Source organism: Bacillus sp. CIS52, assembly GCF_053545315.1.
Genome location: NZ_JBIUFR010000001.1, coordinates 268,102 through 292,708 on the forward strand (window position 1 = coordinate 268,102; position 24,607 = coordinate 292,708).

The window sequence follows — 24,607 nt, forward strand, 5'->3', positions numbered from 1 at the left end:
TTCATATATAAAAAAGAGACTTGGGGTGCTGACTCCCCTAGCCTCTGCTTATTCTTCAGGATCTCCGACTAAAAATTCAGGGTTAATGTCCTCTAATTCTTCGTCAAGATCGTCTTCCCAATCATCATCATCGTCTTCTTCCCAGTCTGGATTTACTTCTACGACTACTTTCGTTTCCCCGACCACTTCCGCTAAAAACTCCCGCTCGGCCTGAACGACGATTTTATTTCCGTTAGGAGAAATGGTGACCTCAAGACAATTCGGCTGCTGCAGCACTTTGGCGATGACTTCGTGTTCGTCATCTAAGTAATTAGTATCTCTGTATCTGAGTTTAATCACATCAACATATTTCACTCTCTCGGTTACAACTTCCGTTTTTGTATTATCAGCGTAAGAGTACCAGACGTTTATATCATAATACCCTTCAATTTCTACAGTCTTCCCGATCTTTTCGGCATCATATTTGTGATTGATAATCCAGCCGCCCAATATACTTGACGGTTTTTCATCAGGTGAGATTGTATTCGTGCACTGGGTGAATTTTCTGCCTTTCGCAACTACCGCTTTCGTAATAATTTCCCTGTATTCAGACATTCCGATAGGCCTCCTTGTTCTTCTTCGTGTTATCTTATGCTGGGCATTTGTCTCATGTGCATTTTTATAATAAAAATATAAAAATACAAAGTTTCTGTTTCATTGTATGCAGCCTCGCCCAGAAACTTTACTTTTAAGTCTGATAAAACTTTTTGAAGGAAAATGGGCCGAAACAACAGATAAGATGAATATTTAGTACATATAACAATTAGTTCTTGAAAGACAAAAAAACACGGGCCGATGATGGCCCCGTGTTTAAAGAGAACAGCTGTTGTTCGAATGTTTTACTTTTGAACCGGTTTCTCCTGTCAGCAGGTTGCCGCCGGTAGACGTAATGATTTCATTTGTCACCTGATTGGAAATGGTATGGGCGACAAGCTGAAGAAGATCATTGACCTCAATCTGGGAATCTCTGAATTCCTGAATGATCGGAATTCCTTCAAGCTCTTCCTGCAGGGCGTCAATTTTACTTTCCACTTGTTTCAAAGCTTCAAGCTTTTCATAATGCTTCAGGTTAACGGCTTGCTTTTGCAGAGCTTTAATCTGATTGATAATCGCAGAGACTTTTTCATTTTCATTAATCTGCGCCTCGGCGCGTTTGAAAAAATCAACTTCTTCTGTTTCAGAAATCATTTTCGCAAGGTTTCTTGCCTGCTGGACAATGTCTTTCTTAGAGTAAAGCGTCATTATTATTTCACCTCGATTGCTTCTCCTGCCATCACACCGTCAAGCGACCATGTTTTCGCCTGTTCGATTTTGACGCGTACAATCTTGCCGATGGCGTCTTTCGGCCCTTTGAAGTTGACGAGCTTGCTTTTTTCCGTATAGCCGGCAAGAATGTCAGGGTTATTTTTGCTTTCTCCCTCAACTAATACTTCGACAGTCCTGCCTTCATATTCCTTCATTTTTTTGGCTGAAATTTCTTTCACCAAATCATTGAGGCGCTGAAGACGTTCTTTTTTGACCCTCATCGGAACGTTGTCTTTCATCTTCGCTGCAGGTGTGCCTTCACGAGGAGAGTAGATAAACGTATATGCGCTGTCAAATTCCACTTCGCGATATAACGAAAGTGTTTCTTCAAACTGTTCATCCGTTTCATTCGGGAAACCGACAATGATATCGGTAGTGAGTGAAGCGTTCGGCATCGCCGCTTTAATTTTTCCGACAAGCTCCAGATAGCGTTCTCTGTCATATTTACGCGCCATCATTTTTAACATCGCCGAGCTTCCTGATTGAACCGGAAGATGGATATGGTCAAGGAGGTTGCCGCCTTTGGCGAGCACTTCGATCAGATGGTCATCAAAGTCACGCGGGTGGCTCGTCGTAAACCGGATTCTCGGAATATCAATTTTACGCAGTTCGTCCATTAAATCACCGAGTCCGTACGTCATGTCCTCAAAATCTTTTCCGTACGCATTAACGTTTTGACCGAGCAGCGTGATTTCTTTATAGCCTTCGCTTGCAAGTCTTCTGACTTCCTGGATTATTTCTTCAGGACGGCGGCTCCGCTCTTTTCCGCGGGTATACGGCACGATGCAGTATGTGCAGAACTTATCGCAGCCGTACATAATGTTGACCCAGCCTTTAATTTTTCCGTTGCGGACCTTCGGAAGGTTTTCAATGACATCCCCTTCCTTCGACCACACTTCAATAACCATCTCTTTTGATAAGTAGGCTTCTGATAACAGTTCCGGCAGGCGGTGAATGTTGTGCGTGCCGAAAATCATATCGACAAACGGGTGCTTTTTAAGGATGCGGTTTACGACTGATTCTTCCTGTGACATACAGCCGCATACACCCAGAATCAGATCCGGGTTATTTTTTTTGAGCGCTTTTAAATGGCCGAGCTCACCGAACACTTTGTTTTCAGCGTTTTCCCGGATGGCGCAGGTGTTTAATAAAATGACATTCGCATCATCGACCGAATTTGTCGCTTCATAACCGAGCGCCATAAAAATACCCGCCATGACTTCCGTATCATGCTCGTTCATTTGGCATCCGTACGTGCGGATATAAAACTTCCTGCCTTCTCCGAGACCTTTAAATTCTTCTGAGATTTTAAAATCGTTATGATATTGAACGGATTCTTTGCCCCGTTTTTTCGCATCTTTTAAAGAAGGCGGAATATATACGGCTTCAAAATACTTACTGTAATCCTTTTCGGATTTTTTGTCCGCTGGATTTACTTGTCCGCTTTCCTGCTTTTGCTTTTCATTCATGTTCGAATGTCTCCTTTCAACCGAAACTTCCACCCTCAAGTATACTGGTTAAAAGCGTTTGGCACAACCGCCAGCCTATTATTGTACACCTTATTGAGAATAAGAATCAATAAGAAATAAAAAGAGGGAATCATTTCCCTCTTATACAAGCTGAAGCTCTTTTGCCGCTGAACGGATCACTTCAAGCGCCCGGTCAAGCTCCTCTTTTGTATGCTCCGCCGTAATAATGGTGCGGATTCTCGCTTTTCCCTGAGCGACCGTCGGATATACGATGCTTTGTGCAAAGACGCCGCGGGTCAATAAAAGGTCTGATAATGCCTGGGCTTTTTCTTCCTCACCTATTAATATCGGCACGATCGGTGTTTCGCTTTTTGTAAGGGTCAGCCCCATTTGAACCAGTTTGTCTTTGAAATACGCCGTGTTCTCCCATAGCTTTTCCATATGCTCCGGCTCTTCCAGCAGGACGTCTATGGCTTCTATGCATGCGGCCGTTACCGCAGGCGGATGAGAAGTGCTGAATAAGAAAGGACGGCCTTTATGGCGCAGGTAATCGATCAGAACCTGCGACCCTGCGGCATATCCGCCAAGAACCCCGATGGCTTTGCTTAATGTGCCCACCTGAATGTGGACTCTTCCGTCAAGCCCAAAATGATTAACCGTTCCCCTTCCGTTTTTTCCGAGTACGCCGGAAGCATGCGCATCGTCAACCATGACAAAAGCATCGTACGCCTCTGCAAGTTTGACAATGTCAGGCAATGGAGCGATGTTTCCGTCCATTGAGAATACGCCGTCCGTGACGATGAGGCGCATGCGGTAATTCATTGATTTTTTCAGCACCCTTTCCAAATCGGCCATATCGACATGGCGGTACACCTTTTTATCTGCTTTCGTCAGCCTGATCCCGTCGATAATGGAAGCGTGGTTCAATTCGTCAGATATCACGATATCCTCTTTTGTAAGAATGCTTGATAAAACGCCTTGATTCGTTGTAAATCCTGATTGAAAAACAAGTGCCGCTTCTGTTTTTTTAAAGTTTGCCAGTTTCTTCTCCAGCTCATTGTGCATCGTAAATGTTCCCGCGATTGTCCGGACGGACCCCGTACCCGCTCCGAATTCCTCCGCAGCGCGTTTGGCCGCTTCGACAAGCCTTGGGTGCGACGTCAGACCGAGATAATTGTTCGATGAAAGCTGAATAACGTTCTCCCCTTTGACTGCCACCGACGGCCCCTGCTTCGTTTCAATTTGTTTCATTTGCTGCCATGTGTTATTTTCTTTCATTTTATCAAGCTCTGCTTTTAGATATTCAAATTCTTGCATGATAGAACCCTCCCTTTATGGAATCAAAATGACTTTGCCGCACCGGCCCTTTCTCATCAGGTCAAACCCTTTTTCAAATTCTTCAAGCGGAAACTGATGGGTAATCACCGGAGTCAGATCAACAAGGCCGGATTCAAGCAGATGCGATACCTGACGCCATGTTTCAAACATTTTTCTGCCTGTGATGCCCTGAACGGTCAGCCCTTTAAAGACCACGTCATTTGTCAGGTCAATCGTCACCGGGTGTTCCGGCAGACTCAGCATATGAAATCTTCCTCCGTTGGCCGCCATCTTTAATCCTTGTATTATTGCTGCAGGGTGCCCTGACATTTCGCAGACAAGGTCTATTCCTTCTCCGCCCGTTAAGGCGTCAATGACCTTGAGCGGGTCTTCCTTGTCAGCTGAAATCGTGATTTCGGCTCCCAATTTTTTTGCAAGAGCCAGTCTGTAATCATTTTTATCAATTGCTGCAATGCGGGATGCGCCGGCCGCTTTAGCCACAGCCACCGCCATGAGTCCGATCGGCCCGCAGCCGATAATTGCAGCGGTGCCGCCCGCCAGATGGCCGCTTTCCAGCACCGTATGCACCGCGTTGCCAAGCGGCTCTTGAACTGAGGCGACGGCAGGATCCATGTCAGCAGGGTTTTTCCAAATGTTTTGAGCCGGCACTTTGACATATTCAGCGAAGGATCCGGCTGTATCCACGCCAAGGATCTTTGTATGAGTGCACACATGATGTTTTCCTGTTAAACAGGGGACACAAATTCCGCAGACGAAGTGGGTTTCCGCCGATACATAGTCACCTGTTTTGACATTTGTGACGTGCTTGCCTGTTTCTGCTACGATACCGCTGAATTCATGTCCGAATACTTGAGGTGTTTTGATTCGTTCCTGCGCCCATTGATCCCAATTATAAATATGCACATCTGTACCGCATATAGATGCGGCCTGTACTTTAATGAGAACTTCATTCTCATTAATGGAAGGTATGGAAATTTCTTTCAAAGTTGCTCCGAAAGCGTTTTCATTTTTGACGACAGCTTTCATCTTTCCTTCCAACATGTACACTCCCCCTCAAAAAAACACTGTAATAACTGGATTGTAACATGGCTTAAGAAGGAGGTAAACAGCAGTGTCTATTCAGTAAATACAATTGCTTCCGTCCGGAAAAATGGGCGGGATTTTTTTTGAATATTATATGAATAAAGCCATTTATCATCTCTTCGTACTATCAATATAATATTGTGAGAAAATATGACAGCAATAAAAACAACCTGCTCGCCTTATGCAAGCAGGTTGAGAATGAACAGGTTTTGGTTTAACGGGGTTCGACGATTAACTTAATCGCCGTTCTTTCTTCTCCGTCAATCTGTATATCTGTAAAAGCCGGAATACAAATCAAATCTACGCCGCTTGGCGCGACAAAGCCTCTGGCAATCGCAACCGCTTTAACAGCCTGATTTAAGGCACCCGCCCCAATTGCTTGAATTTCGGCAGCTCCGCGTTCCCTTAATACGCCGGCAAGCGCGCCTGCCACTGAATTTGGACTTGATTTCGCTGAAACTTTTAAGATTTCCATTTCTGCTCCCCCTTAGTTTTACAATGGATAAGTGAGTGTTCATTAGAACAATCATTATTAGATGTTGCTATCCAAAAAGCCATCCCCCACAATGCTTTTCAAAAATAGCGGGCTACCTTCCATTTCTACTATATTCACTAAGAAGTTGCTATATTCCTGCTTTTCCTTTTAATATTTTTATAAAATAAACACATGATCACCTATTCAAAGAACATATGGTCATCGTTGATTAAAATCCGTTCGATATTTACGGCTTTTTTCGTTTGCTCATCGATGTCGATGAGCACTCCGCTCAGCGTTGTTTTCCCTTCCGCAACGGTAAACCGGACAGGAAGATTGGTTTTAAACCGCTTGATGACCGTTTCTCTGTCCATACCGAGGATTCCGTCGTACGGACCCGTCATACCTACATCAGTAATATATGCCGTTCCTTTCGGCAAAATGCGGTTATCTGCCGTTTGTACGTGTGTATGTGTGCCAACCACGGCAGAGGCTCTTCCGTCTGTGTACCAGCCGATCGCAATTTTTTCGCTTGTCGCTTCGGCGTGAAAATCAATAAAAATGTACGGCGTGCGCTTTTTCGCTTCTTCTATTAACTCATCCGCTTTAGCAAACGGATCATCAAGCGGCGGTAGAAACGTCCGCCCCTGTAAATTAATGACGGCAAGCTCTTTTCCGTTCGATTTAATATAGGTAATGCCTTTGCCCGGCGTACCTTCCGGGAAGTTCGCCGGCCGGACAAGATGCGGCACATCATCAATAAAGTCGAAGATCTCTCTTTTATCCCACGTATGGTTTCCCATTGTAATGGCATCGGCTCCGGCTTCCATCAGGCTATGGTAGATCTTTTCCGTCAGTCCTTTTCCGTGTGCTGCATTTTCTCCGTTTATAATCGTAAAATGCGGTTTATGTTTCGCTTTCAGTTTCGGGACATATTCTTTTACCATGTCGCGGCCCGGGGAACCGACAACATCCCCGATAAATAAAATTCTCATACATTCCATTCCTTTCTTTTCTGGGGCTCAAAAAAATAAAGTGATGCGCTAAGCATCACTTTATTTTGCATACTCTACGGCTCGAGTTTCTCTGATCACGGTCACTTTAATGTGGCCCGGATAATCAAGCTCGTCCTCAATTCGTTTACGGATATCACGCGCCAAACGATGGGCTTCTAAATCATTAATCGAGTCCGGTTTCACCATGATGCGAACTTCACGGCCTGCCTGAATCGCAAATGATTTTTCAACACCTTCGTAAGACTCGGAGATTTCTTCAAGCTTTTCAAGTCTGCGGATATAGTTTTCGAGCGTTTCACTTCTCGCACCCGGTCTTGCGGCTGACAGTGCATCAGCGGCAGCGACCAGAACGGCGATAATGGAAGTCGGCTCTTCGTCTCCGTGGTGTGACGCAATACTGTTAATGACGACTGGATGCTCTTTATATTTGGTCGCAAGCTCCACTCCGATTTCCACGTGGCTTCCTTCCACTTCATGGTCAATTGCTTTTCCGATGTCATGCAGAAGACCGGCCCGCTTGGCAAGCTTTGCATCTTCTCCAAGTTCGGAAGCCATTAAACCGGCTAAAAACGCCACTTCCATGGAATGTTTCAGTACGTTTTGCCCGTAGCTTGTACGGAATTTCAATCGGCCGAGAATCTTGATCAGGTCCGGATGAAGTCCGTGAACGCCGACTTCAAACGTCGTCTGTTCACCCATTTCCCGGATATAGTCATCAACCTCGCGGCGGGATTTTTCAACCATTTCTTCAATGCGCGCCGGGTGAATACGGCCATCCTGCACGAGTTTATCAAGAGCGATTCTTGCCGTCTCCCGTCTGATCGGATCAAATCCGGAAAGAATGACTGCTTCAGGGGTATCATCAATAATCAGGTCGATACCTGTAAGCGTTTCAAGCGTACGGATGTTACGCCCTTCACGGCCGATGATACGTCCTTTCATCTCATCATTCGGAAGATTGACGACCGATACCGTCGTTTCGGCAACATGATCTGCTGCACAGCGCTGCAAAGCAAGCGACAAAATGTTTTTCGCCTTTTTGTCCGCCTCTTCTTTCGCACGGTTTTCGGTTTCTTTTGTCATGATGGCGATATCATGTGAAAGCTCATTTTCAACCCGGTCAAGAATGATTTGTTTCGCTTCATCCCGTGTCAGGCTCGAAATGCGTTCGAGTTCTGACTGCTGCATACGAATCATCTCATCCACTTTGCTTTCCATCTCTTCAATATGTTGTTGTCGTTCATTCAGAGAATGATCTTTCTTCTCCAACATCGCTTCCCGTTTATCAATTCCTTCATGTTTACGGTCAAGATTTTCTTCTTTTTGAAGTAAACGGTTTTCTTGTTTTTGAAGCTCATTTCGTCTTTCACGAACTTCCTGTTCAGCATCTATTCGAAGTGTATGGATTTCGTCCTTTGCTTCAAGCAGAGCTTCTTTTTTCAGTGCTTCAGCATCACGCTTTGCATCTTCAAGGATTTGCTCGGCAGCACCGCGTGCGCCCGCAATCTTTGCTTCGGCAATGGTTTTACGAACATAGTAGCCAACAACTAAACCGAGCAGAGTCAGCAAAATGGAGATGAGAACCGTCATTAGGGTCATACTTTCACCTCCTCTTGCTATGAACTTGGTTGTTGCTTAAATAAGTGCCGGCATGTACATTGTCAGTTTTTCTCAACATACAGAACCTTCACAGGGAATGAATCTCTCATGCCCTTGTCAAGTTTAAATGGTTTAACAATCATGTTAAAAAAACAAATGTTACAACTTCATTGTAATTGTGTCGGAAATACTTGTCAAGCTTGCCAGCTTAACGATTCGTCTTCGGCTCAGAATCTTCGCCATGTATATATCATACCACACCTTCATCTGCTTTTCGCAAATGAAGGCTCGTTTAGTCCGGCTGGTTAAGCAATTGGTAAATTCTATTGTTTACCTGCCCTAATTTGGCGTTATTCTGAATATTTGACAGTAAAATGACATATTTGCCTGCCGAATGGCTGAAGCTGTTCAAAATGTTGTAACCGGGCATTACACCGTGATTGGAATAGCTTCCCGGATCAATGTAAAATCCCATGCCGTAAGCGGCACTGCTTCCGGCTGTGAACATTTTTGTAAAGCTTTGTTTCGAAAGAAGCGTACCGTTGACGACCGCTTTATCAAATTTATAAAGATCTTCAGCACTCATATACATGTCGCCCGCCCCATACAGCTGCGATAAGTCCAAAATGTGAGGCGTTACAAGCTGTCCGCTCTCATCAACTTTGTAGCCGACGGCAGGATATTTGGCTTCAGCAAATGTTTTGTAAAATCCGGCATGCTTCATTCCGGCCGGTTTGAATACGTGGTCTTTTATATATTGTTCGTATGACTCCCCGCTGACCTGAGATACGATATAGGCGAGCACTGAATAATTGGAATCTCTGTAATCCCAAACCCCAGGCTGCCGTTTAATTCCGCGGTATTCTATATCCTTAATTAAATCAATGGGAGAAATCGGTCCCTGACCCTCAATATGTCCGTTTATGCCGGACGTATGATTGAGCAGGTTTTTCAGTTTGATGCGCGTGCCGTTAGGAAAATTCGGCAAGTATGTACTGACGGGGTCACTCGTCTGAAGCAGCCCTTTTTCTTCAAGCTGCAGGACAGCCGTCGCAATTAACGCCTTTTGTGAAGAACCGATATAATATGATGTTTCCGGATTGTTTTTGATTTTTTGTTTTCGGTCCGCATAGCCAAAACCTTTTTTCAGCACAACTTTTCCATCTTTTACGACCATTGCTGTGCCGCTGAACCCGATCTGTTGCAAGTAATTGCTGATTCGTTTATTGTGATCGATTGATTTAGGTGTTTTCTCTTTTTGCGTCTTTTCTTTTTTTTGTTGAGTCTGGTCATTTGAAGAATCAGATTGAGCGGTGGGAGCACTTTTAACAGAATCCTTCTCCCGGTGATGCGCTGTGACGGTCCAGATCATAATAAAAACAGTGACAAGCAGCAGAAAAAGAAACAGCCCTCCCGTTTTCATCAATTTCTTCTTTCTTTTTTTGTTAATTCTTGTGCGGCGGGGGCTCGTCATCTTTTTTCCTCCTCAGATATAATTTCAACTTTCGCCATGATGTTAGACGAGTGAAGGGTGAAAAAAGTTGTAACATTTCAGATAAAATTTTCCGAAACAGCCAGTGTTTTTTTTAACACACAAAAAAAGAGCGGAAATTGCTTATTCCGCCCTTTTGATCGTGCTTTTATTCTTCAAATTCAAGCTCTTCCTGAGTTTCTTCCGATTTTTCCGTAACACCGTTATTGTCCAAACCGTAATGTTCACGGATTTGTTCTTGAATCATCAGCATGATGTCTTTATTTTCTTTTAAGAACTGCTTGGCATTTTCACGGCCCTGTCCGAGGCGTTCTTCTTCATAAGAATACCACGATCCGCTTTTTTGCACGATATCAAGTTCAGTTCCAAGGTCGATGATTTCCCCTTCTTTGGAGATTCCTTCACCGTACATGATGTCCACTTCAGCCGTACGGAACGGAGGAGCGACTTTGTTTTTTACGACTTTAATTCTCGTTTTATTCCCCATCACGTCGTTGCCCTGCTTTAATTGCTCGGCACGGCGCACTTCAAGACGCACGGAAGAATAGAATTTCAGCGCGCGTCCGCCCGGTGTCGTCTCCGGATTTCCGAACATAACGCCGACTTTTTCACGAATCTGGTTAATAAAGATTGCGATTGTTTTAGATTTATTGATGGCCCCGGAAAGCTTACGGAGCGCCTGAGACATGAGACGCGCCTGTAAACCGACGTGTGAGTCACCCATGTCACCTTCTATTTCAGCTTTTGGAACAAGCGCCGCAACAGAGTCAACGACTACGATATCAACAGCTCCGCTTCGCACCAGCGCTTCAGCAATCTCCAGCGCCTGCTCTCCCGTATCCGGCTGAGACAGAAGCAGCTCTTCGATATTGACACCGAGCTTTTGCGCATAAACAGGATCAAGGGCATGCTCAGCATCAATAAATGCTGCCTGTCCGCCTTTTTCCTGAACCTCAGCGATGGCGTGAAGCGCTACGGTCGTTTTACCTGAGCTTTCAGGTCCGTACACTTCAATAATCCGTCCGCGCGGGTATCCGCCTATTCCGAGAGCGGTATCAAGTGCAAGGGAGCCGCTCGGCACCGTTGAAATTCTTGTATCCGTTTTTTCCCCGAGCTTCATGATGGAACCTTTGCCGAATTGTTTTTCTATTTGCTTAAGAGCCATATCTAAGGCTGCCTGACGATCACTCATTTATTTTTTTCCTCCTTTATCTTGCCACTACATATACTATACCTTGTTTACTGACATTTGCCAAGAAAAAAGCGAACGCATATTCGGATTTTTTCCGCGTTCGCTTTTCTTCAAAAGAACATAATTCCCTTCGTAAAAATTAAAAATCAGAGAAAACGCCCTTTTAAAACTTTATTTTTGATCCAGCATTTTTAAAATGAGATGGCAGCCGTATTTAGCGGCACGCTTTCTGATGCCGGTTCTTGATCCGGCAAAGTTAAATTCATGCACCTCTTCTTTTCCTTCCGCGGAAATGCCGATAAAGACGCGGCCCGGGGCATGCCCTTCCTGCGGATCCGGACCCGCAACTCCGGTAAAGCTGATACCGATATCGCTTCCGGTCAGCTTTCTGACACCGGCGGCAAGCTCGCGCGCGCACTCTTTGCTGACCGCTCCGCTATCTGCGAGCGTCTCGGCTTTCACACCGAGCACATGCTGTTTCACGCTGTCGGAATAGCAGACAACGCCCCCTGCAAAAAGTTGAGACGCGCCGCTTAAATCAGTCACCCACTCTGAAAACAGTCCGCCTGTAAAGCTTTCGGCAGAGGAAATCGTGATTCCGTTCTGTCTGCATGCTTTTGAAAGCTCCTTCACCAGGGACGTATCATCATATCCGTAGAAAAATTCACCGACACGTTCTAAAATGGCGGCTTCCGTTTCTTTTAAAAGCCGTTCTGTTTCTTTTTCATCGGCATGTTTCGCCGTTAAACGAAGCGTAACCTCGCCGTCAGCGGCAAGCGGCGCAATCGTCGGATTCGTCTGCGCGTCAATGATATCTTCTAAATCAGCTTCAAGCTGAGATTCACCGATTCCGAAAAACCGCAGCACGGTTGAAACGATTTTCTCATTTGAACCGAGCTTTTTAAGAAGCAGCGGCTTCGCTTCATTTTCAAACATCGGACGCAGCTCGCTCGGCGGTCCGGGAAGCAGCATATAAAGCCTTGATCCGTGCTCTGCAAGCATTCCCGGCGCCATGCCGAAATGATTCGCCAAAACGTCCGAGCCCTCAATAACGAGCGCCTGTTTGCGGTTATTCGGCGACATGGTCCGTTTTGTTTTCGCGAAATACTCTTCAATCGACCGGAACGCTTCGTCATTCAGAACGAGCGGGCGTCCCAACGTGTTTGCAATGGTTTCTTTTGTTAAATCGTCCTTGGTCGGTCCGAGGCCGCCTGAAAAAATAATCAGGTCCGAGCGCTCTTCGGCAATGCGGATGACTTGCTTAAGCCGCTCCGGATTGTCACCGACAGCGGTGTGGTAAAACACGTTTACGCCGATTTCCGCCAGCTCTTTACTGATAAACTGAGCGTTCGTATTGGCAATCTGTCCGAGCAGAAGCTCTGAGCCGACTGCAATGATTTCCGCTTTTTTTGCTAATTCCATGTTCAAGTCCTTCTTTCTTAGTTAGATGTTTTTAACGCATCCCAGTTCTTCGCAAAATAATCCCAGCCGGAAATGACTGTGAAGAGCACGGCCACCCATAAAGCGATATCGCCGAACGGGAAAGAAACGAGCTCAAACGGGAGATTATGAAGTAAAAGCGCTGCAACAGCGATGATCTGAGCCCATGTTTTAATTTTCCCCAGCATATTGGCGGCTACGACTTCCCCCGTTCCCGCCAGCACAAGTCTTAGTCCCGTTACGGCAAATTCGCGGCTGATGATGACGATGACCATCCATGCCGGCGCAAGGTCAAACTGCACAAGCGTAATTAATGCCGCGGACACAAGCAGCTTGTCAGCCAGCGGATCTAAAAATTTCCCGAAGTTTGTCACGAGGTTCAGCTTTCTGGCGTAGTAGCCATCCACCCAGTCAGTCGTTGATGCGATAATGAATAAAACAGCTCCCGTAAGATGTGCGACCGGAATCGATTCATCCCCTATATGAAGGCTGCCCCACTGAAAAGGAACAAGCATGATAATCATAAATACAGGAATTAAAGCGATTCTTGCCAGTGTGATTTTATTCGGTAAGTTAAACATAAAGCCCCTCCAATAATATGTACTCGGACGTGAAGAAAAAGTCATCTTAATCGTTCAGATGACTTTTTCCCCTTTTATTTTTTCATCTTGATTGTTATGGTCTGCGCCATCACATCATGCGGATTGAGTTCATAGGACAGAACCTCTCCGTTGATTTTAATTTTCAGGTTAGGGGCATAGCCCGTGCGTATTTCAATCTGCTTTTGATCTGTGATGTCTTTTTTGTAGGTTTCGCCTTTTTGCAGCGTCCCTTCTTTTAATGAACCGCCGCTGTCATCACGGACGCGGATCCAAGCGTTGTCGGAAGCAATCAGTTCAAGCTTGTACTTATCAGCTCCGGAAACATTGTATGAAGAAGCTGAGCCTTCTGTTCCGGCCGCTTTGATCTCTGTCTTTTCACTGCTCTTTTCTTTCTTTTTCTGCTCTGGCGCTTTTTTGTCTTTTTTGCTGTCAGTTTGCGCTCCGTCATTTGTATTGCCGTCGTTTTTCAGCGCAGAATCCTTAGGAATCTCATACTTGCTCTCACTTTGGGTGACGGCCTTATTGCTGTCAGTCTGCCCGGACTTGCTAATTCCAAACTGGATAATCGCATACACGATCGCAATGACGATAATCACACCGATGACAATAAGAACGGTCGGAAGCCATTCCGCCGCCTTTGAGGACTTAGGCAGCTCCCTTTGCATGGCGAGACCGGAGATTTTCTCCGACACATCGTCATGATACGTGTTCGGGATGTCTTTTTTATATTCTTCAAATAATTGGTCTGAATCAAGCCCGACAGCTTCTGCGTATTGCTTGATAAACGCCCGCACATAAAAATTGCCGGGAATGACATCATAGGAGCCTTCTTCCAGAGCGGTTAAGTATCTTTTCTGAATTTTCGTCGCCGCCTGGAGTTCATCCAATGACATCCCTTTTTCCTCTCTGGCTTCTTTAAGCCGGATTGCTAATTCTGTCACAACAAACACCTTCCAATATTAAAAATCAAAGCTTGAAAAACCGGTCTGATCAAATATTTGCGGTTCTTCTGCATGTTCATATGTAATGACTTCGTCAGGATCATTTCTGAGTTCGATAATATAATCGAAATCATCGAGCGTATACTCCGAATTTTGAACAAAAATATCCGGGTGCTCCACGACCTTTGTCGCCGGGAGCCTCATAATTTCACTGACAAGCTGAAGATGGCGCTCAGAGCCCCGTCTTGTCGAAACGATGCCATCAAGGATAAACACGTTTTCCGTGCTGTATTCATCGGCAACCAGCTGGCTGCGAATTGTTTGTTTTAACAGCGTTGAAGATACGAAAAGCCATCTTTTGCTGGCGCAGACGCTTGAGGCAACGATGGACTCCGTTTTTCCGACCCGCGGCATTCCCCGGATTCCAATCAGTTTGTGCCCTTCTTTTTTAAACAGCTCAGCCATAAAGTCAACCAAAAGGCCAAGCTCGTCCCTTTCAAAGCGGAAGGTTTTTTTATCATCGGCATCACGCTGAATGTATCTTCCGTGACGGACTGCGAGACGGTCGCGAAGCCTCGGTTCTCTCAGCTTCGTTACTTTAATGGTCTCCATTGTTTTTAAAATTGATTCCAATCGTTTAATTTGATCTATATGCCGGCATCTGAGCAGCATTCCCCTTCTGGAAAGGTCGACACCGTTAATTGTGACAATATTAATTGACAGCATCCCGAGAAGAGATGAAATATCCCCGAGCAGGCCGGGGCGGTTCACTTGAATTTCATATTCAAAATACCATTCGAGCTTTGCCAAATGATATACCCCCTCCATTGTGGCAAATTTTTACCTTCCTTTATCATAAAACATTTTTCTCTAATTAGAAAGAAGAATGTTGCTCTATAGAGGAAAACATAAAAAAAGAGAGGAGAAATCCTCCCCTCTTAATGAGTGCTGTTATTTTCAACAAGCTTCACCATCATATTTGCAATGGCGCGCTGTTCATCTTCAGAAGCAACGCTCCAAAGATCAGCAAGCACTTTTTCCTGATGGTTTTTCGAGTCGACTTCGTTCGCAAGGTAACCGCCGATTTCTGTAGCGAGGTCAGTGATCGTTTCATCACTCATCCCTTTTTCCTGTGCATAGTTCAATCTGTCACCAAGGAAATTCTTCCAATTATCCCAGTTTTCTAATACTGACATGTTGGCTTCCTCCATTTCATCTGTTGTTACAAAATTATTTTGTCCGTGCAGATGCAAACTATACACACATTTTTTTCAGCAGTGCCAGCCGCCGTTTACCGATAATATATGTCCGGTAATATAGGAAGCCTTCTCCGATAATAAAAACGCTGCCGCTTCGGCGATTTCCTCGGGATTTGCCAGCCGGCCCGCGGGTATTTCCTCTGCCAATGCTTCTTTTTCATCAGACGTAAACTGATCAAGCATATTTGTATCAACGGCGCCCGGCGAGACTGCGTTCACGCGGACGCCGCTCGGAGCAAGCTCTTTGGCAAGCGCTTTGACGAACGAATGCTGCGCTCCTTTGACCATGCTGTATAACACTTCGCACGATGCGCCTGTTTCTCCCCATACGGAACCGATCGCGACGATGCCACCGCTTTTTTTCCGGATCATGCCGGGCACCAGATTACGCGCCAACAAAAACGGGCTCGTCACATGCAGCTGCACCATCTCCCGGGCCGTGTCATCCGTCACGTCCGTAATCAGGCCGAAATGACTTTTGCCGCTGTTTAATATCAGAGCGTCCACAGGCTGTTTAACGGAGCGGCTGAGTGTCTCCGCGCCTTCCGGTGAGGACAGATCCGCCTGAATAACGGAAGCTTTTACACCGAATGATGCGCTCAACCTTTCCGCAAGCCTGTGTGCGGCTTCTTTATTAGAATGATAATGCAAAAGCACGTCATATCCGTTTTTTGCGAGGACTTCACTTATACTTTGTCCGATTCCGCCGCTTGCTCCGGTGACGAGCGCTGTCTGTTTCATCAATCAACATTCCTTCTTTCCCCAGAAAAACATCCCTCAGGGCGTGAGGGATGTTTTTTTATGATTTTGGCACGACTTTGCAGACTGTCAGCCTGTCTTCTGACACTTCTTCTTTAATGACCCGCTCTACGTCTTCCAGGGTAATCTGCTCCAGTACGGTTACAACATCAAACAGACTCATATCTAAAAAGGCGTAGCGCGTGAATTGGTTGGCGATATATTCAGGCGAATTGAGCGCTTTTAAAAATGACCCGATTTTCTTTTTTCTCGCCAGGTCAAGTTTTTCCGCAGTCACGGCTGATCCCGCATCAAGCAGCATCTGTTTTAATTCGTCAGCAAGCTTATCCGGCTCCGGTGTATCTCCTCCGACAGAGGCAAAACCGAATCCGTATTCAGCCGTATAATCAAAGCTGAAGGTTTCATCAATGTAGCCTTTGTCGTACAAGTCGCCGTAATGCGGTGAGCTTTTTCCGAAGAGACATTCAAGCATGAGGTTCATGCTGAGCTCGTGCTTCAACAGCTCCCGCCCCGTTTTATAAGGGTTTTTCGCCTTTAAGCCGACAAGACATTTTGAGCCTTGGACGTTCATTTTTAATTCCTGCTCCCGGCGGAAAACCGCTTCCTGCTCCTGAACTTCTTCACGTTTGATTTCAGGCTGATCTGTAAACGGCTTTTTCTCCTGGTTTTTCCGCACCTGGCTGATGATCGCTTCAGGATCAACGGGACCGACGATAAAGAGCAGCATATTGCTCGGGTGATAAAATGTTTCATAGCACTCATACAGCAGATCTTTCGTAATATGTGAGATGCTTTCTACCGTTCCGGCAATGTCAATTTTCACGGGGTGGTCTTTATACATATTTTCGATAAGACCGAAAAACAGCCGCCAATCCGGATTATCATCATACATGTTAATTTCTTGGCCGATGATGCCTTTTTCTTTTTCCACTGATTTTTCCGTGAAATACGGATCTTGAACAAAATCCACGAGTGTTTCCAGGTTTTTCTCTACATTTGAAGTGCTGGAGAACAGATAAGCGGTTCGTGTAAATGAAGTAAAGGCATTTGCCGATGCCCCCTGCTTACTGAAATCCTGAAACACGTCGCCGTCCGCTTTTTCAAACAGTTTATGCTCAAGAAAATGCGCGATTCCGTCAGGGACGTGAACCATTTCTTCCTTATTTAAAGGAACGAACTGATTGTCAATGGAACCATACTTTGTCGTAAACACGGCGTATGTTTTATTAAAGCCCTGTTTCGGCAGCACATAGACATCAAGGCCGTTTGCCATTTTTTCATGATACAGCGTTTCTTGCAGCTGTTCGTAGTTTATCGGTTTAGTCAAGATGCTCCCCCCGTCCCTTTTAAGAAATAAGTCGTATCCAGCTTGATGTTCTTTCCGACATTGATAATGTCCTCTTTCGTCACTTTCTCGATATTGTCAAGGAAAGTTTCGATCGGTATCTCCACTTGGGCTGAAGCCTGCTGATACAGAAATTCCGCTAAGCCGTATGCCGTATCAATCGTTTCTAACACTTGGTTTTTAATAACGGCTTTCGTTTGGGCGATATCGTCCTCTGAAAAATCACCGTTTTGCATAGCCTGAAATTGTTCTTCAATAATGGTGACGGCCTGCTTATAATTTTTCACTTCAATGCCTGACATGACCATCAGGAGCCCTTTGAAGCTTTCCACCCTTGAGGCTGCATAATAGGCGAGGCTCGCTTTTTCACGGACATTTATAAACAGCTTTGAATGAGAAAAACCTCCGAACAGCCCGTTAAACACTTGCAATGCCGGATAGTCCGGATCTGTGTATGTCGTATTGGTCCGGAATCCGATATTCAGTTTGCCTTGTTTGACGTCCTCTTCATCAATGACTTCCTTCGGGTCAGGCTGTTCATTCGCCGTGCTTCTTTCTAAAGGCTGCTGCGCCCGTTCGGCCGTTTTAAAATACGTATCAACAGCCGTTTTCACTTGATCTGTGTCAACATCACCGATGACATACAGGTCCAGCTGATCTTCGCGTATGGCTTTTTGATAGGCTTCATACAGATCTTGCGGCATAATATGTTCGACATCATCGATCTCACCGTTGACGTGAAGGGCATACGGTTCGCTTTTGCACATTTCCTGAACGAGACGGAGATTAGAATATCTCATTTTATCGTCATATACGGCTTGAATCCGCTGTTTCAGCGTCCGTTTTTCCTGCGTGACATAAAGGGGCAGGAAGGCGCCGTTTTCCAAAGCAGGTGAAAAGACAAGCTCTGATAAAAGCTGAAGCCCTTTTTCCAATAATGGTGTGCGGTCCTTCAGATATTTTTCATTGGGAATCTCAAGCCGGAACGTAATAACATGACGTTCTCCCTTTTTTGTCAGATCAGCGGAAACGGATGTCCCGTACAGCTCATCGAAATAAGAACGCAAATCAGCGGTTTTCGGCCGGCTTTCTGTACCGCGGAGAAGCACATGAGGAAACAGCGCCCTTTTTGTTACGAGCTCTTTTGTTAAAGGAGCCAGCATTTTAAACGTCAGTGAAACAGTTTTAAATTTCTCAGTCTTTACGATGTGGGCGGTGATTCCGCCGTGCTTTGACTTCATTTCATTTACGTAAGTCATGTGAAACCTCCTTCGTTCATTCTTTAATAGTATGTATTATGACCAAAATTCAGCATTCGCAAAAAAGAGTGCGCAGATGTAATTATATCAACTGGAGGATTTATAAGGAAACAAAACACCTCTGCCAGAAAACAGGCAGAGGCATTGTACGTTATTTTTTCAAATTGAAAGGCCACCAGTTGGCTCTTCCGAATATTTTCACCATAACCGGTACAAAAAACGGAAGGACAACAATTGCATACATGAGGAGGCCGGTTAATACCACGGTTGCAATTTCCAAAAGGGAAAGAACGCCTGACGGCAGCATGGCCGCAAAGGTTCCCGCTAAAATAATTGCCGCCGAAATGATGACCGATCCCATATTTTTCATACTGCTGATCATCGCGGCTTCCGTTCCTTCTTTTTTCAGCTCATTAAAGCGGTCCATTAAAAAGATGGAATAATCCACACCAAGAGCCATCAGAATGACAAAGCCGAAAAACGGCACGGCCCAGTTTACGCCCGGATACCCGAAGAAGTGTGTAAAGATGTATTCCGTCACCCCGATGGATGCGAAATACGTCAGAACGAGCGAAGCCACTAAATAAACCGGCATAATGAGGGAGCGCAGCATCACGATGAGAATCAGAAAAATGCCCGCCAGCATAAACATTGCCGTCCGTTTGAAATCTGAATCCGATACTTCTTTTAAATCGGCATTCATGCTGGAAACCCCGGAGACGCCGAAAGAGGCATTTTTCAGATCCGTGTTCGGAATGATCCTTTTAACGCTCGCTTTGATCGCTTCAATATCTTGAATAGCCGTATTTGAATAAGGGTTGTTATCAAGAACAACGGTTAATTCTGTCGTTTTTCTGTCATCTGACATGTACGTATTAAACACGCTTGTGAAATCGCTATTTTCCAAGGCGTCTTTCGGCACAAACCAGCCGGCCATTTCTTTGTCTGACGCCTTATGAAGTTCACCCAGATAATCATTCGCCCCCATCATGCCGCTTGACACTTTCTTAAGCCCTTTTACACTATCGTTAAGGCCGGAAGAAAGATCGCTGAGCTGGGAAGAAAAATCACCGAGACCGCTCTGCATTTTTTTCTGACCTTCCGCGAGCTGCCCTGCCGCCGATTCAAGGCGCGGCATTTGTCCGGCGAGAGCCCCCTGGCCGTCTGACACTTGCTGAAGGCCGTTTTCAATTTGGGTCAGACCGTTAATCATTGCGTTAATTTGGGTGTCAATCTTTTTCTGGGCGGCTGACAGTCGGGAAAATTGTTTTTCCGCTTGCTGCAGATGATCCTTTTGACTGTCAACCTCTTTAGAAAACGCTTCGGCGTCTCTATTTGCTTTGGAAACGGCTGACTGTACATCTGTAAATGCCGATTTGATCACTTGATAGGACGGATCAGCTTTCACTGCCGGTATCGATGCTTCCAGTTTTGCAAACGGCAGCCGGTTAAGCTGTTTGTTCAAATCAGCAAGCTGCCTGCTCGCTTCATTTTTCATCGGCAGAACGGTTTTGACCAGCTTTAAAGCGTTTTGCGTTTCTGAAGCGAGACCGCTGTTTTGGCTGAGCTGCATAGAGAGCATTTGTTTCTGTTCTTCAATCTGCTTTCTCATTTGAGCGACGCCGGCTTTATTCTTATTGACGCCCGCCTGCAGTTTATTCAGGTTTTCTCCTATATCAGAAAGCCCGGATTTCAGAGACAGTGTTCCGTCAATAAGCTGATTGACGCTTTTTCCCGACTCTTCAATCTGCGGCTGTGAATCAGCTAACGACTTTGCGGCATGCCCTAAACCGTCCGTTATTTTTTCAAGTCCTGTATTGCCTTTATCAAGCCCTTCTTGAAGCTGTTTTGCCTGATTTGTGACAAATAATTGATTCAATCCATTTCCCGCAGGGCGCGTGGCGCTTCTGACCGTTTTTACACCCTCTGTTTTTTCAAGTTCTCTGCTGATTTTTTCGATATCAATCAGGTGTTTTTCGGTATTTAATTTGTCGTCATTTTTGATGACGACTGTCGCCGGAAGAAGTTCTCCGGGGCCGAATGCGTCTGAAATCGTATTAAAGGCGCGGACGGATTCATATTTATCCCCGATTTCGTCAAGGCTGTTGTAAGATAGAGCGCCTTTGTAAAGAAGGATAGGCGGGACGGTAAATACCGCCACGATTGCAAGACTGATGAGCGGCCTTTTAAATGAAAACCGCCCTGCCGTTTCCCATGCTTTGCTTTGCGGATGGGAAATATCGCCCTTAACAGGCCAAAACAGTCTTTTTCCTAAAACAGCCATAAAAAACGGCACGATCGTCATGAGTGCAAGCAGCAGCACCGCGACGCCGACCGCAACGGCGGCTGCCGACTGATACAGTTTAAATGTCGCAAATCCGATGCAGGCAAATCCGATCAATACTGCTCCGCCGCTATATAAAACCGTCTTTCCGGCCGTTTTATAGGTCACGACGATCGCTTCTTTTATATCAGCGCCGTGAGACAGTTCTTCTTTAAAGCGGCTGAGAAGCAGGATGCAATAGTCTGTGCCGATTCCGAACATAATCGCAACCATAAAAATCTGCGTAAAAGTTGAGAGCGGGAAATCCAGCTGATCGACTAAAAATGCGACAATGGACTGGCTGACTAAATAAGAAATTAATACAGATAAAAGCGGCACAAACGGAGCAACCACTGACCGGAATACAAGAATCAGCACGATCAGGATAAAGGCAACCGTTATATATTCAGTCTTTTTTAAGCCGTCCTGCGAGCTTTTCAACACATCTTCGTCAATCAGCGACTGGCCTGTGATACCGTATGATACGCCGTACGGTTTCAGTTCTTTATCAATTTTGTTTTTTATTTTGAGGATGTCATTTTTCGATGTATCAAGCTGCAGCTGAACGAGCATCGTTTGTCTGTCTTTTGACAGAAGCTGTTTTTTGACGTCTTCATTTTTTTCCCCGAAATATGAGGTCACCGTTTTAATATGAAGCGCTTTTTTATGTTCAGATAAAGTGTCCACAGCCTCCTGCAAACGAGCTTTTTTGTCTGTCATTAAGCCTTTCTCGTGAAATACGATGACGGCTGAAGAAGACGGTGCGTCTGAATCAGACATTTCATCAAGCAGTTTATGGGCGTAAGAAGAGGAATATCCGTCCGGTACGGAAATCTGCCCTTTCTCCCGTGTCAATTCAGCCATATCAGGCGCTGTAAGCATAAATATCACCGTTGCGGCGATCCATGCCGCGGCGATAATCCAGCGGGCTTGGATAATCTTTTTCATTATGTCTGCCGATCCTCCTCTGTCATCATCAGTCGATATAATTTTTCGTATGTATTAACGAACATTTCCGCCTCGTCTTCATCAAAATGCATAATGTATGAACGGACGAGATCCTCAATCCGCCGCTCCACCCGGTGAAATACTTCCGTCCCCTTTTCCGTAACGTTTAACAGAATGCTCCGGCGGTCGCTTTGGCTCCGTTCTCTTTTGATGTATCCTTTTTCATACAGGCGGTTCGTCATGGATGTAATGGCGCTTTTGTTGACGTGGCATACCGCTGCCAGTTCAATTGATTTGCAATCGGGATTGAGCATAATATAGCGGAGTATGTAATATTGATCCAATGTCAGCTCTTTGTTCACTTTTTCGGCGATAATGCTGTCAATTTTTTTTAAGACGTGCAGATATACATCGGAATAACGCTGAATGAGCTGTTTTATTTTTTCTTCATGCACCTTTTCCCCCTCCTTTAATAGTTAATATGTTTAACTATTAAAGAATAACGAGCTGACAGTATCATGTCAATATTCAGAATCAAATAAAAAAAGACAGTGCAGATTACACCGTCTTTAATGATTCCTTTTTTTCTTTTGCTTGTGAAGAGATATTTAACAGCGCTAAAAATACTGATACAATGCCGCAAAAAGCAGATAAAATGAAAATCAGCCAGCCCGCATTTGACATCAGTGCGGCAAATATCGGCGGTCCCGCCGCTACTCCGATAAACCGCATGCTGTTATAAAATGAGGTGATGGTTCCCGATTCCTCGTTGTCTACGCCTTCTGTGATGACAGCGTCTAAAGCCGGCAATGCCATTCCGATACCGATACCGCTGACACACAAGAAGATAAATAATAAATAAAAACTGTGATTCCACCACAGGCCGATAAATGACAGTGTCACGGCACTCATTCCGAAAACGATGCAAAACTTCATTTTGCCTTGGTCTTTCCCGATTTTTCTGCCTGCTATATACGAACTGACGGATAAAAATAAAAGCGGGATTGCCAAAAGCGCTCCTTTCGCCACACCGTCAATTCCGTACTTCTTCTCCAGCGAGTCTGATAAATAAAACAGAACCCCGAACAGCAAAAACATAATCACGCAGCCGATGATAAATACCGTAAAGAGCCAGCGGCCGTCACGCTTAAATATGTGACCCACATTTTTCACGAATTCGGAAATAGAAGGCACTTCTTTTTGCTTTTTTTCCGGCTTATCCACCATAAACAAAACGAGAAAAAAACTGATGAGCGAAAAAAACGGAATGAACCAAAACGGCATAAACCAGAACCAAGCAGCCAAGAGCGACCCGAGAATCGGACTTAGTACTTTCCCGGCTGTGTTTGACGTTTCAATGTCGCCGAGCCCCGCGGTAATCCGCTCATCATCACCCTTGAACAAATCACCGATAAACGGCATCACAACAGGAGCCGCCCCTGCCGAACCGATTCCCTGAAGCACCCGTCCCGCCAAGATAATGGGATATGGATGCTTGAACGCGGTCGAAGCTATCGCGGCAATCGCGCCGCCCGCACCGGCTATGAGAAGACAAGGCAGAAGGACCTTTTTTCTTCCGAATTTATCGGACAGATATCCGGCAATCGGAATACAAATAATCGCCACAATCGAATATACCGTTATAATTAACGATACTTGAAAAGACGATATGGACAGCTTCTTTTCAATCATCGGAAGGACAGGAATCAGCATCGAATTCCCGAGTGTCATGACGAGCGGTACAGAAGCCAAAGCAATGATATTTTTCGTTCCATTTTTCTTCTTACTCAACTTATTCACCCATTCACTATACTTGGTTGTTTCCTGTTTTATTGTGTCTTGCGGCAAACAAAGTATGTACGAACGGCGCAAATAAAAAAACAGACACATGACGCGTCTGTCTTAAAAACGTTTTCTGACAACATGAAAGCTGAACTTATCAGCCCGGAAATAATTTAATGAATACAGCACAGGCTCATCATGCTGATTATAGTGGGTTTGTTTCAGCAATAAAAGCGCCGTCTCCGGTTCGCACTCCAAAACCGGTGAAATCGTATCGTGGTATCCGATCGGTTCAATATCAGCAACGGCATAGCTGATCACAGATTCGGAGTTTTTTTCCAAGAGATCAAAAATGGATTCCTGTTCATGACAGAAAGAATTCGGCAGAATGTCCATCGGAATCGTATCCAGACAGTAAACGACCGGAGTGCCGCTTGCCGTTCTCACGCGCTCCAAATAAAAAAGCTCCTGCTCAGGCTCAAGCCGGAATCTTGCGATATCTTCATCAGACGGTGTAATAACCTGAGACGACAAAAAAATCGTACCCGGCACCATGTTCGCTTGCTGAATCATTTTCGTCACACTGTTGAGCTGTTCAATACCTGAAAGAAACAGCGGTTTTGTATGGACGAAAGTGCCCACACCGTGCCTTCTGATAATCACATGCTCCTCTTCAAGGATACGTAAAGCTTCACGCAGAGTTGCCCGGCTGACACCCATCGATTTTGAAAGCTCAAATTCAGAAGGAAGCTTTTCCTTTTCGGTGTAAATTCCGTTTTGTATATCCTCTTTGATTCGCTCAATCACTTTTAAATACAAGTGACGATTGTCAGCTTTTGTAGACATGTTTCCCCTCCGTAAACCACTTTCATAAATTATTGAACAATTGGGACAACTATATCATGTTTTGATAAAAAAATAAATAGGAATGATTTTGGCGG

Annotated in this window: 22 protein-coding genes; all 22 read right to left on the bottom strand. The window is 45.1% G+C overall.

Features of this window, described 5'->3' with window-relative positions:
* Positions 1-48: 48 nt before the first annotated feature.
* Positions 49-594 carry an outer spore coat protein CotE gene (gene cotE / locus ACH32G_RS00785; protein WP_016936056.1) on the bottom strand — a complete coding sequence of 182 codons (546 nt, stop codon included), beginning with the start codon at positions 592-594 and terminating at the stop codon, positions 49-51.
* Positions 595-849: 255 nt separating this feature from the next.
* A complete protein-coding gene (locus ACH32G_RS00790; RefSeq protein ID WP_016936057.1) occupies positions 850-1,281 on the bottom strand; it encodes a RicAFT regulatory complex protein RicA family protein in 432 nt (143 codons plus the stop codon).
* Positions 1,282-1,283: 2 nt separating this feature from the next.
* Entirely contained in the window at positions 1,284-2,813 is a 1,530-nt protein-coding gene (gene miaB, locus ACH32G_RS00795; protein ID WP_003154116.1) for a tRNA (N6-isopentenyl adenosine(37)-C2)-methylthiotransferase MiaB, read from the bottom strand.
* A gap of 141 nt (positions 2,814-2,954) precedes the next feature.
* Positions 2,955-4,133, bottom strand: coding sequence for a glycine C-acetyltransferase (locus ACH32G_RS00800; protein WP_448814271.1), 1,179 nt, complete (start codon positions 4,131-4,133; stop codon positions 2,955-2,957).
* Positions 4,134-4,145: 12 nt separating this feature from the next.
* On the bottom strand, positions 4,146-5,192 hold the full coding sequence (gene tdh / locus ACH32G_RS00805) for an L-threonine 3-dehydrogenase (protein WP_045926522.1): 1,047 nt from the start codon (positions 5,190-5,192) through the stop codon (positions 4,146-4,148).
* Between the two features lie 256 nt (positions 5,193-5,448).
* Positions 5,449-5,709, bottom strand: a complete 261-nt coding sequence (spoVS, locus tag ACH32G_RS00810) for a stage V sporulation protein SpoVS (protein ID WP_003154135.1) — start codon at positions 5,707-5,709, stop codon at positions 5,449-5,451.
* Positions 5,710-5,909: 200 nt separating this feature from the next.
* Positions 5,910-6,704 carry a TIGR00282 family metallophosphoesterase gene (locus tag ACH32G_RS00815; protein ID WP_016936060.1) on the bottom strand — a complete coding sequence of 265 codons (795 nt, stop codon included), beginning with the start codon at positions 6,702-6,704 and terminating at the stop codon, positions 5,910-5,912.
* Between the two features lie 60 nt (positions 6,705-6,764).
* Positions 6,765-8,324: a ribonuclease Y gene (rny, locus tag ACH32G_RS00820; protein ID WP_016936061.1), complete on the bottom strand. Its 1,560-nt coding sequence runs from the start codon at positions 8,322-8,324 to the stop codon at positions 6,765-6,767.
* Positions 8,325-8,616: 292 nt separating this feature from the next.
* Positions 8,617-9,798 (bottom strand): serine hydrolase domain-containing protein, encoded by a 1,182-nt coding sequence (locus ACH32G_RS00825; protein WP_448813903.1) that lies wholly within the window; start codon positions 9,796-9,798, stop codon positions 8,617-8,619.
* Between the two features lie 166 nt (positions 9,799-9,964).
* Positions 9,965-11,008 (bottom strand): recombinase RecA, encoded by a 1,044-nt coding sequence (gene recA, locus ACH32G_RS00830; protein WP_015417498.1) that lies wholly within the window; start codon positions 11,006-11,008, stop codon positions 9,965-9,967.
* Positions 11,009-11,179: 171 nt separating this feature from the next.
* Complete coding sequence (locus ACH32G_RS00835) at positions 11,180-12,430, bottom strand: competence/damage-inducible protein A (RefSeq protein ID WP_016936064.1); 1,251 nt, start codon at positions 12,428-12,430, stop codon at positions 11,180-11,182.
* Positions 12,431-12,447: 17 nt separating this feature from the next.
* Positions 12,448-13,029 carry a CDP-diacylglycerol--glycerol-3-phosphate 3-phosphatidyltransferase gene (gene pgsA, locus ACH32G_RS00840; RefSeq protein ID WP_016936065.1) on the bottom strand — a complete coding sequence of 194 codons (582 nt, stop codon included), beginning with the start codon at positions 13,027-13,029 and terminating at the stop codon, positions 12,448-12,450.
* 74 nt (positions 13,030-13,103) lie between these two features.
* The gene (locus tag ACH32G_RS00845; protein WP_016936066.1) at positions 13,104-13,991 is read right to left on the bottom strand and encodes a helix-turn-helix domain-containing protein; all 888 of its coding nucleotides are present in this window, start codon (positions 13,989-13,991) and stop codon (positions 13,104-13,106) included.
* Positions 13,992-14,009: 18 nt separating this feature from the next.
* Positions 14,010-14,801, bottom strand: coding sequence for a DUF3388 domain-containing protein (locus ACH32G_RS00850; RefSeq protein ID WP_007409819.1), 792 nt, complete (start codon positions 14,799-14,801; stop codon positions 14,010-14,012).
* Positions 14,802-14,929: 128 nt separating this feature from the next.
* Complete coding sequence (locus ACH32G_RS00855; protein WP_003154150.1) at positions 14,930-15,187, bottom strand: DUF3243 domain-containing protein; 258 nt, start codon at positions 15,185-15,187, stop codon at positions 14,930-14,932.
* A gap of 75 nt (positions 15,188-15,262) precedes the next feature.
* On the bottom strand, positions 15,263-15,991 hold the full coding sequence (gene ymfI, locus ACH32G_RS00860) for an elongation factor P 5-aminopentanone reductase (protein ID WP_095240826.1): 729 nt from the start codon (positions 15,989-15,991) through the stop codon (positions 15,263-15,265).
* Between the two features lie 58 nt (positions 15,992-16,049).
* Positions 16,050-17,336, bottom strand: coding sequence for an EF-P 5-aminopentanol modification-associated protein YfmH (gene yfmH / locus ACH32G_RS00865; protein WP_016936068.1), 1,287 nt, complete (start codon positions 17,334-17,336; stop codon positions 16,050-16,052).
* Positions 17,333-18,613 carry an EF-P 5-aminopentanol modification-associated protein YfmF gene (gene yfmF / locus ACH32G_RS00870; RefSeq protein ID WP_366969379.1) on the bottom strand — a complete coding sequence of 427 codons (1,281 nt, stop codon included), beginning with the start codon at positions 18,611-18,613 and terminating at the stop codon, positions 17,333-17,335. Before yfmF ends, yfmH begins: the two co-directional genes overlap by 4 nt.
* 151 nt (positions 18,614-18,764) lie before the next feature.
* Complete coding sequence (locus ACH32G_RS00875; RefSeq protein ID WP_448813904.1) at positions 18,765-21,884, bottom strand: MMPL family transporter; 3,120 nt, start codon at positions 21,882-21,884, stop codon at positions 18,765-18,767.
* Entirely contained in the window at positions 21,884-22,339 is a 456-nt protein-coding gene (locus tag ACH32G_RS00880) for a MarR family winged helix-turn-helix transcriptional regulator (protein ID WP_047474938.1), read from the bottom strand. Before ACH32G_RS00880 ends, ACH32G_RS00875 begins: the two co-directional genes overlap by 1 nt.
* Positions 22,340-22,442: 103 nt before the next feature.
* Positions 22,443-23,675: an MFS transporter gene (locus ACH32G_RS00885; protein WP_016936072.1), complete on the bottom strand. Its 1,233-nt coding sequence runs from the start codon at positions 23,673-23,675 to the stop codon at positions 22,443-22,445.
* Between the two features lie 111 nt (positions 23,676-23,786).
* Positions 23,787-24,512 (bottom strand): GntR family transcriptional regulator, encoded by a 726-nt coding sequence (locus ACH32G_RS00890; protein WP_016936073.1) that lies wholly within the window; start codon positions 24,510-24,512, stop codon positions 23,787-23,789.
* Between the last annotated feature and the right edge of the window lie 95 nt (positions 24,513-24,607).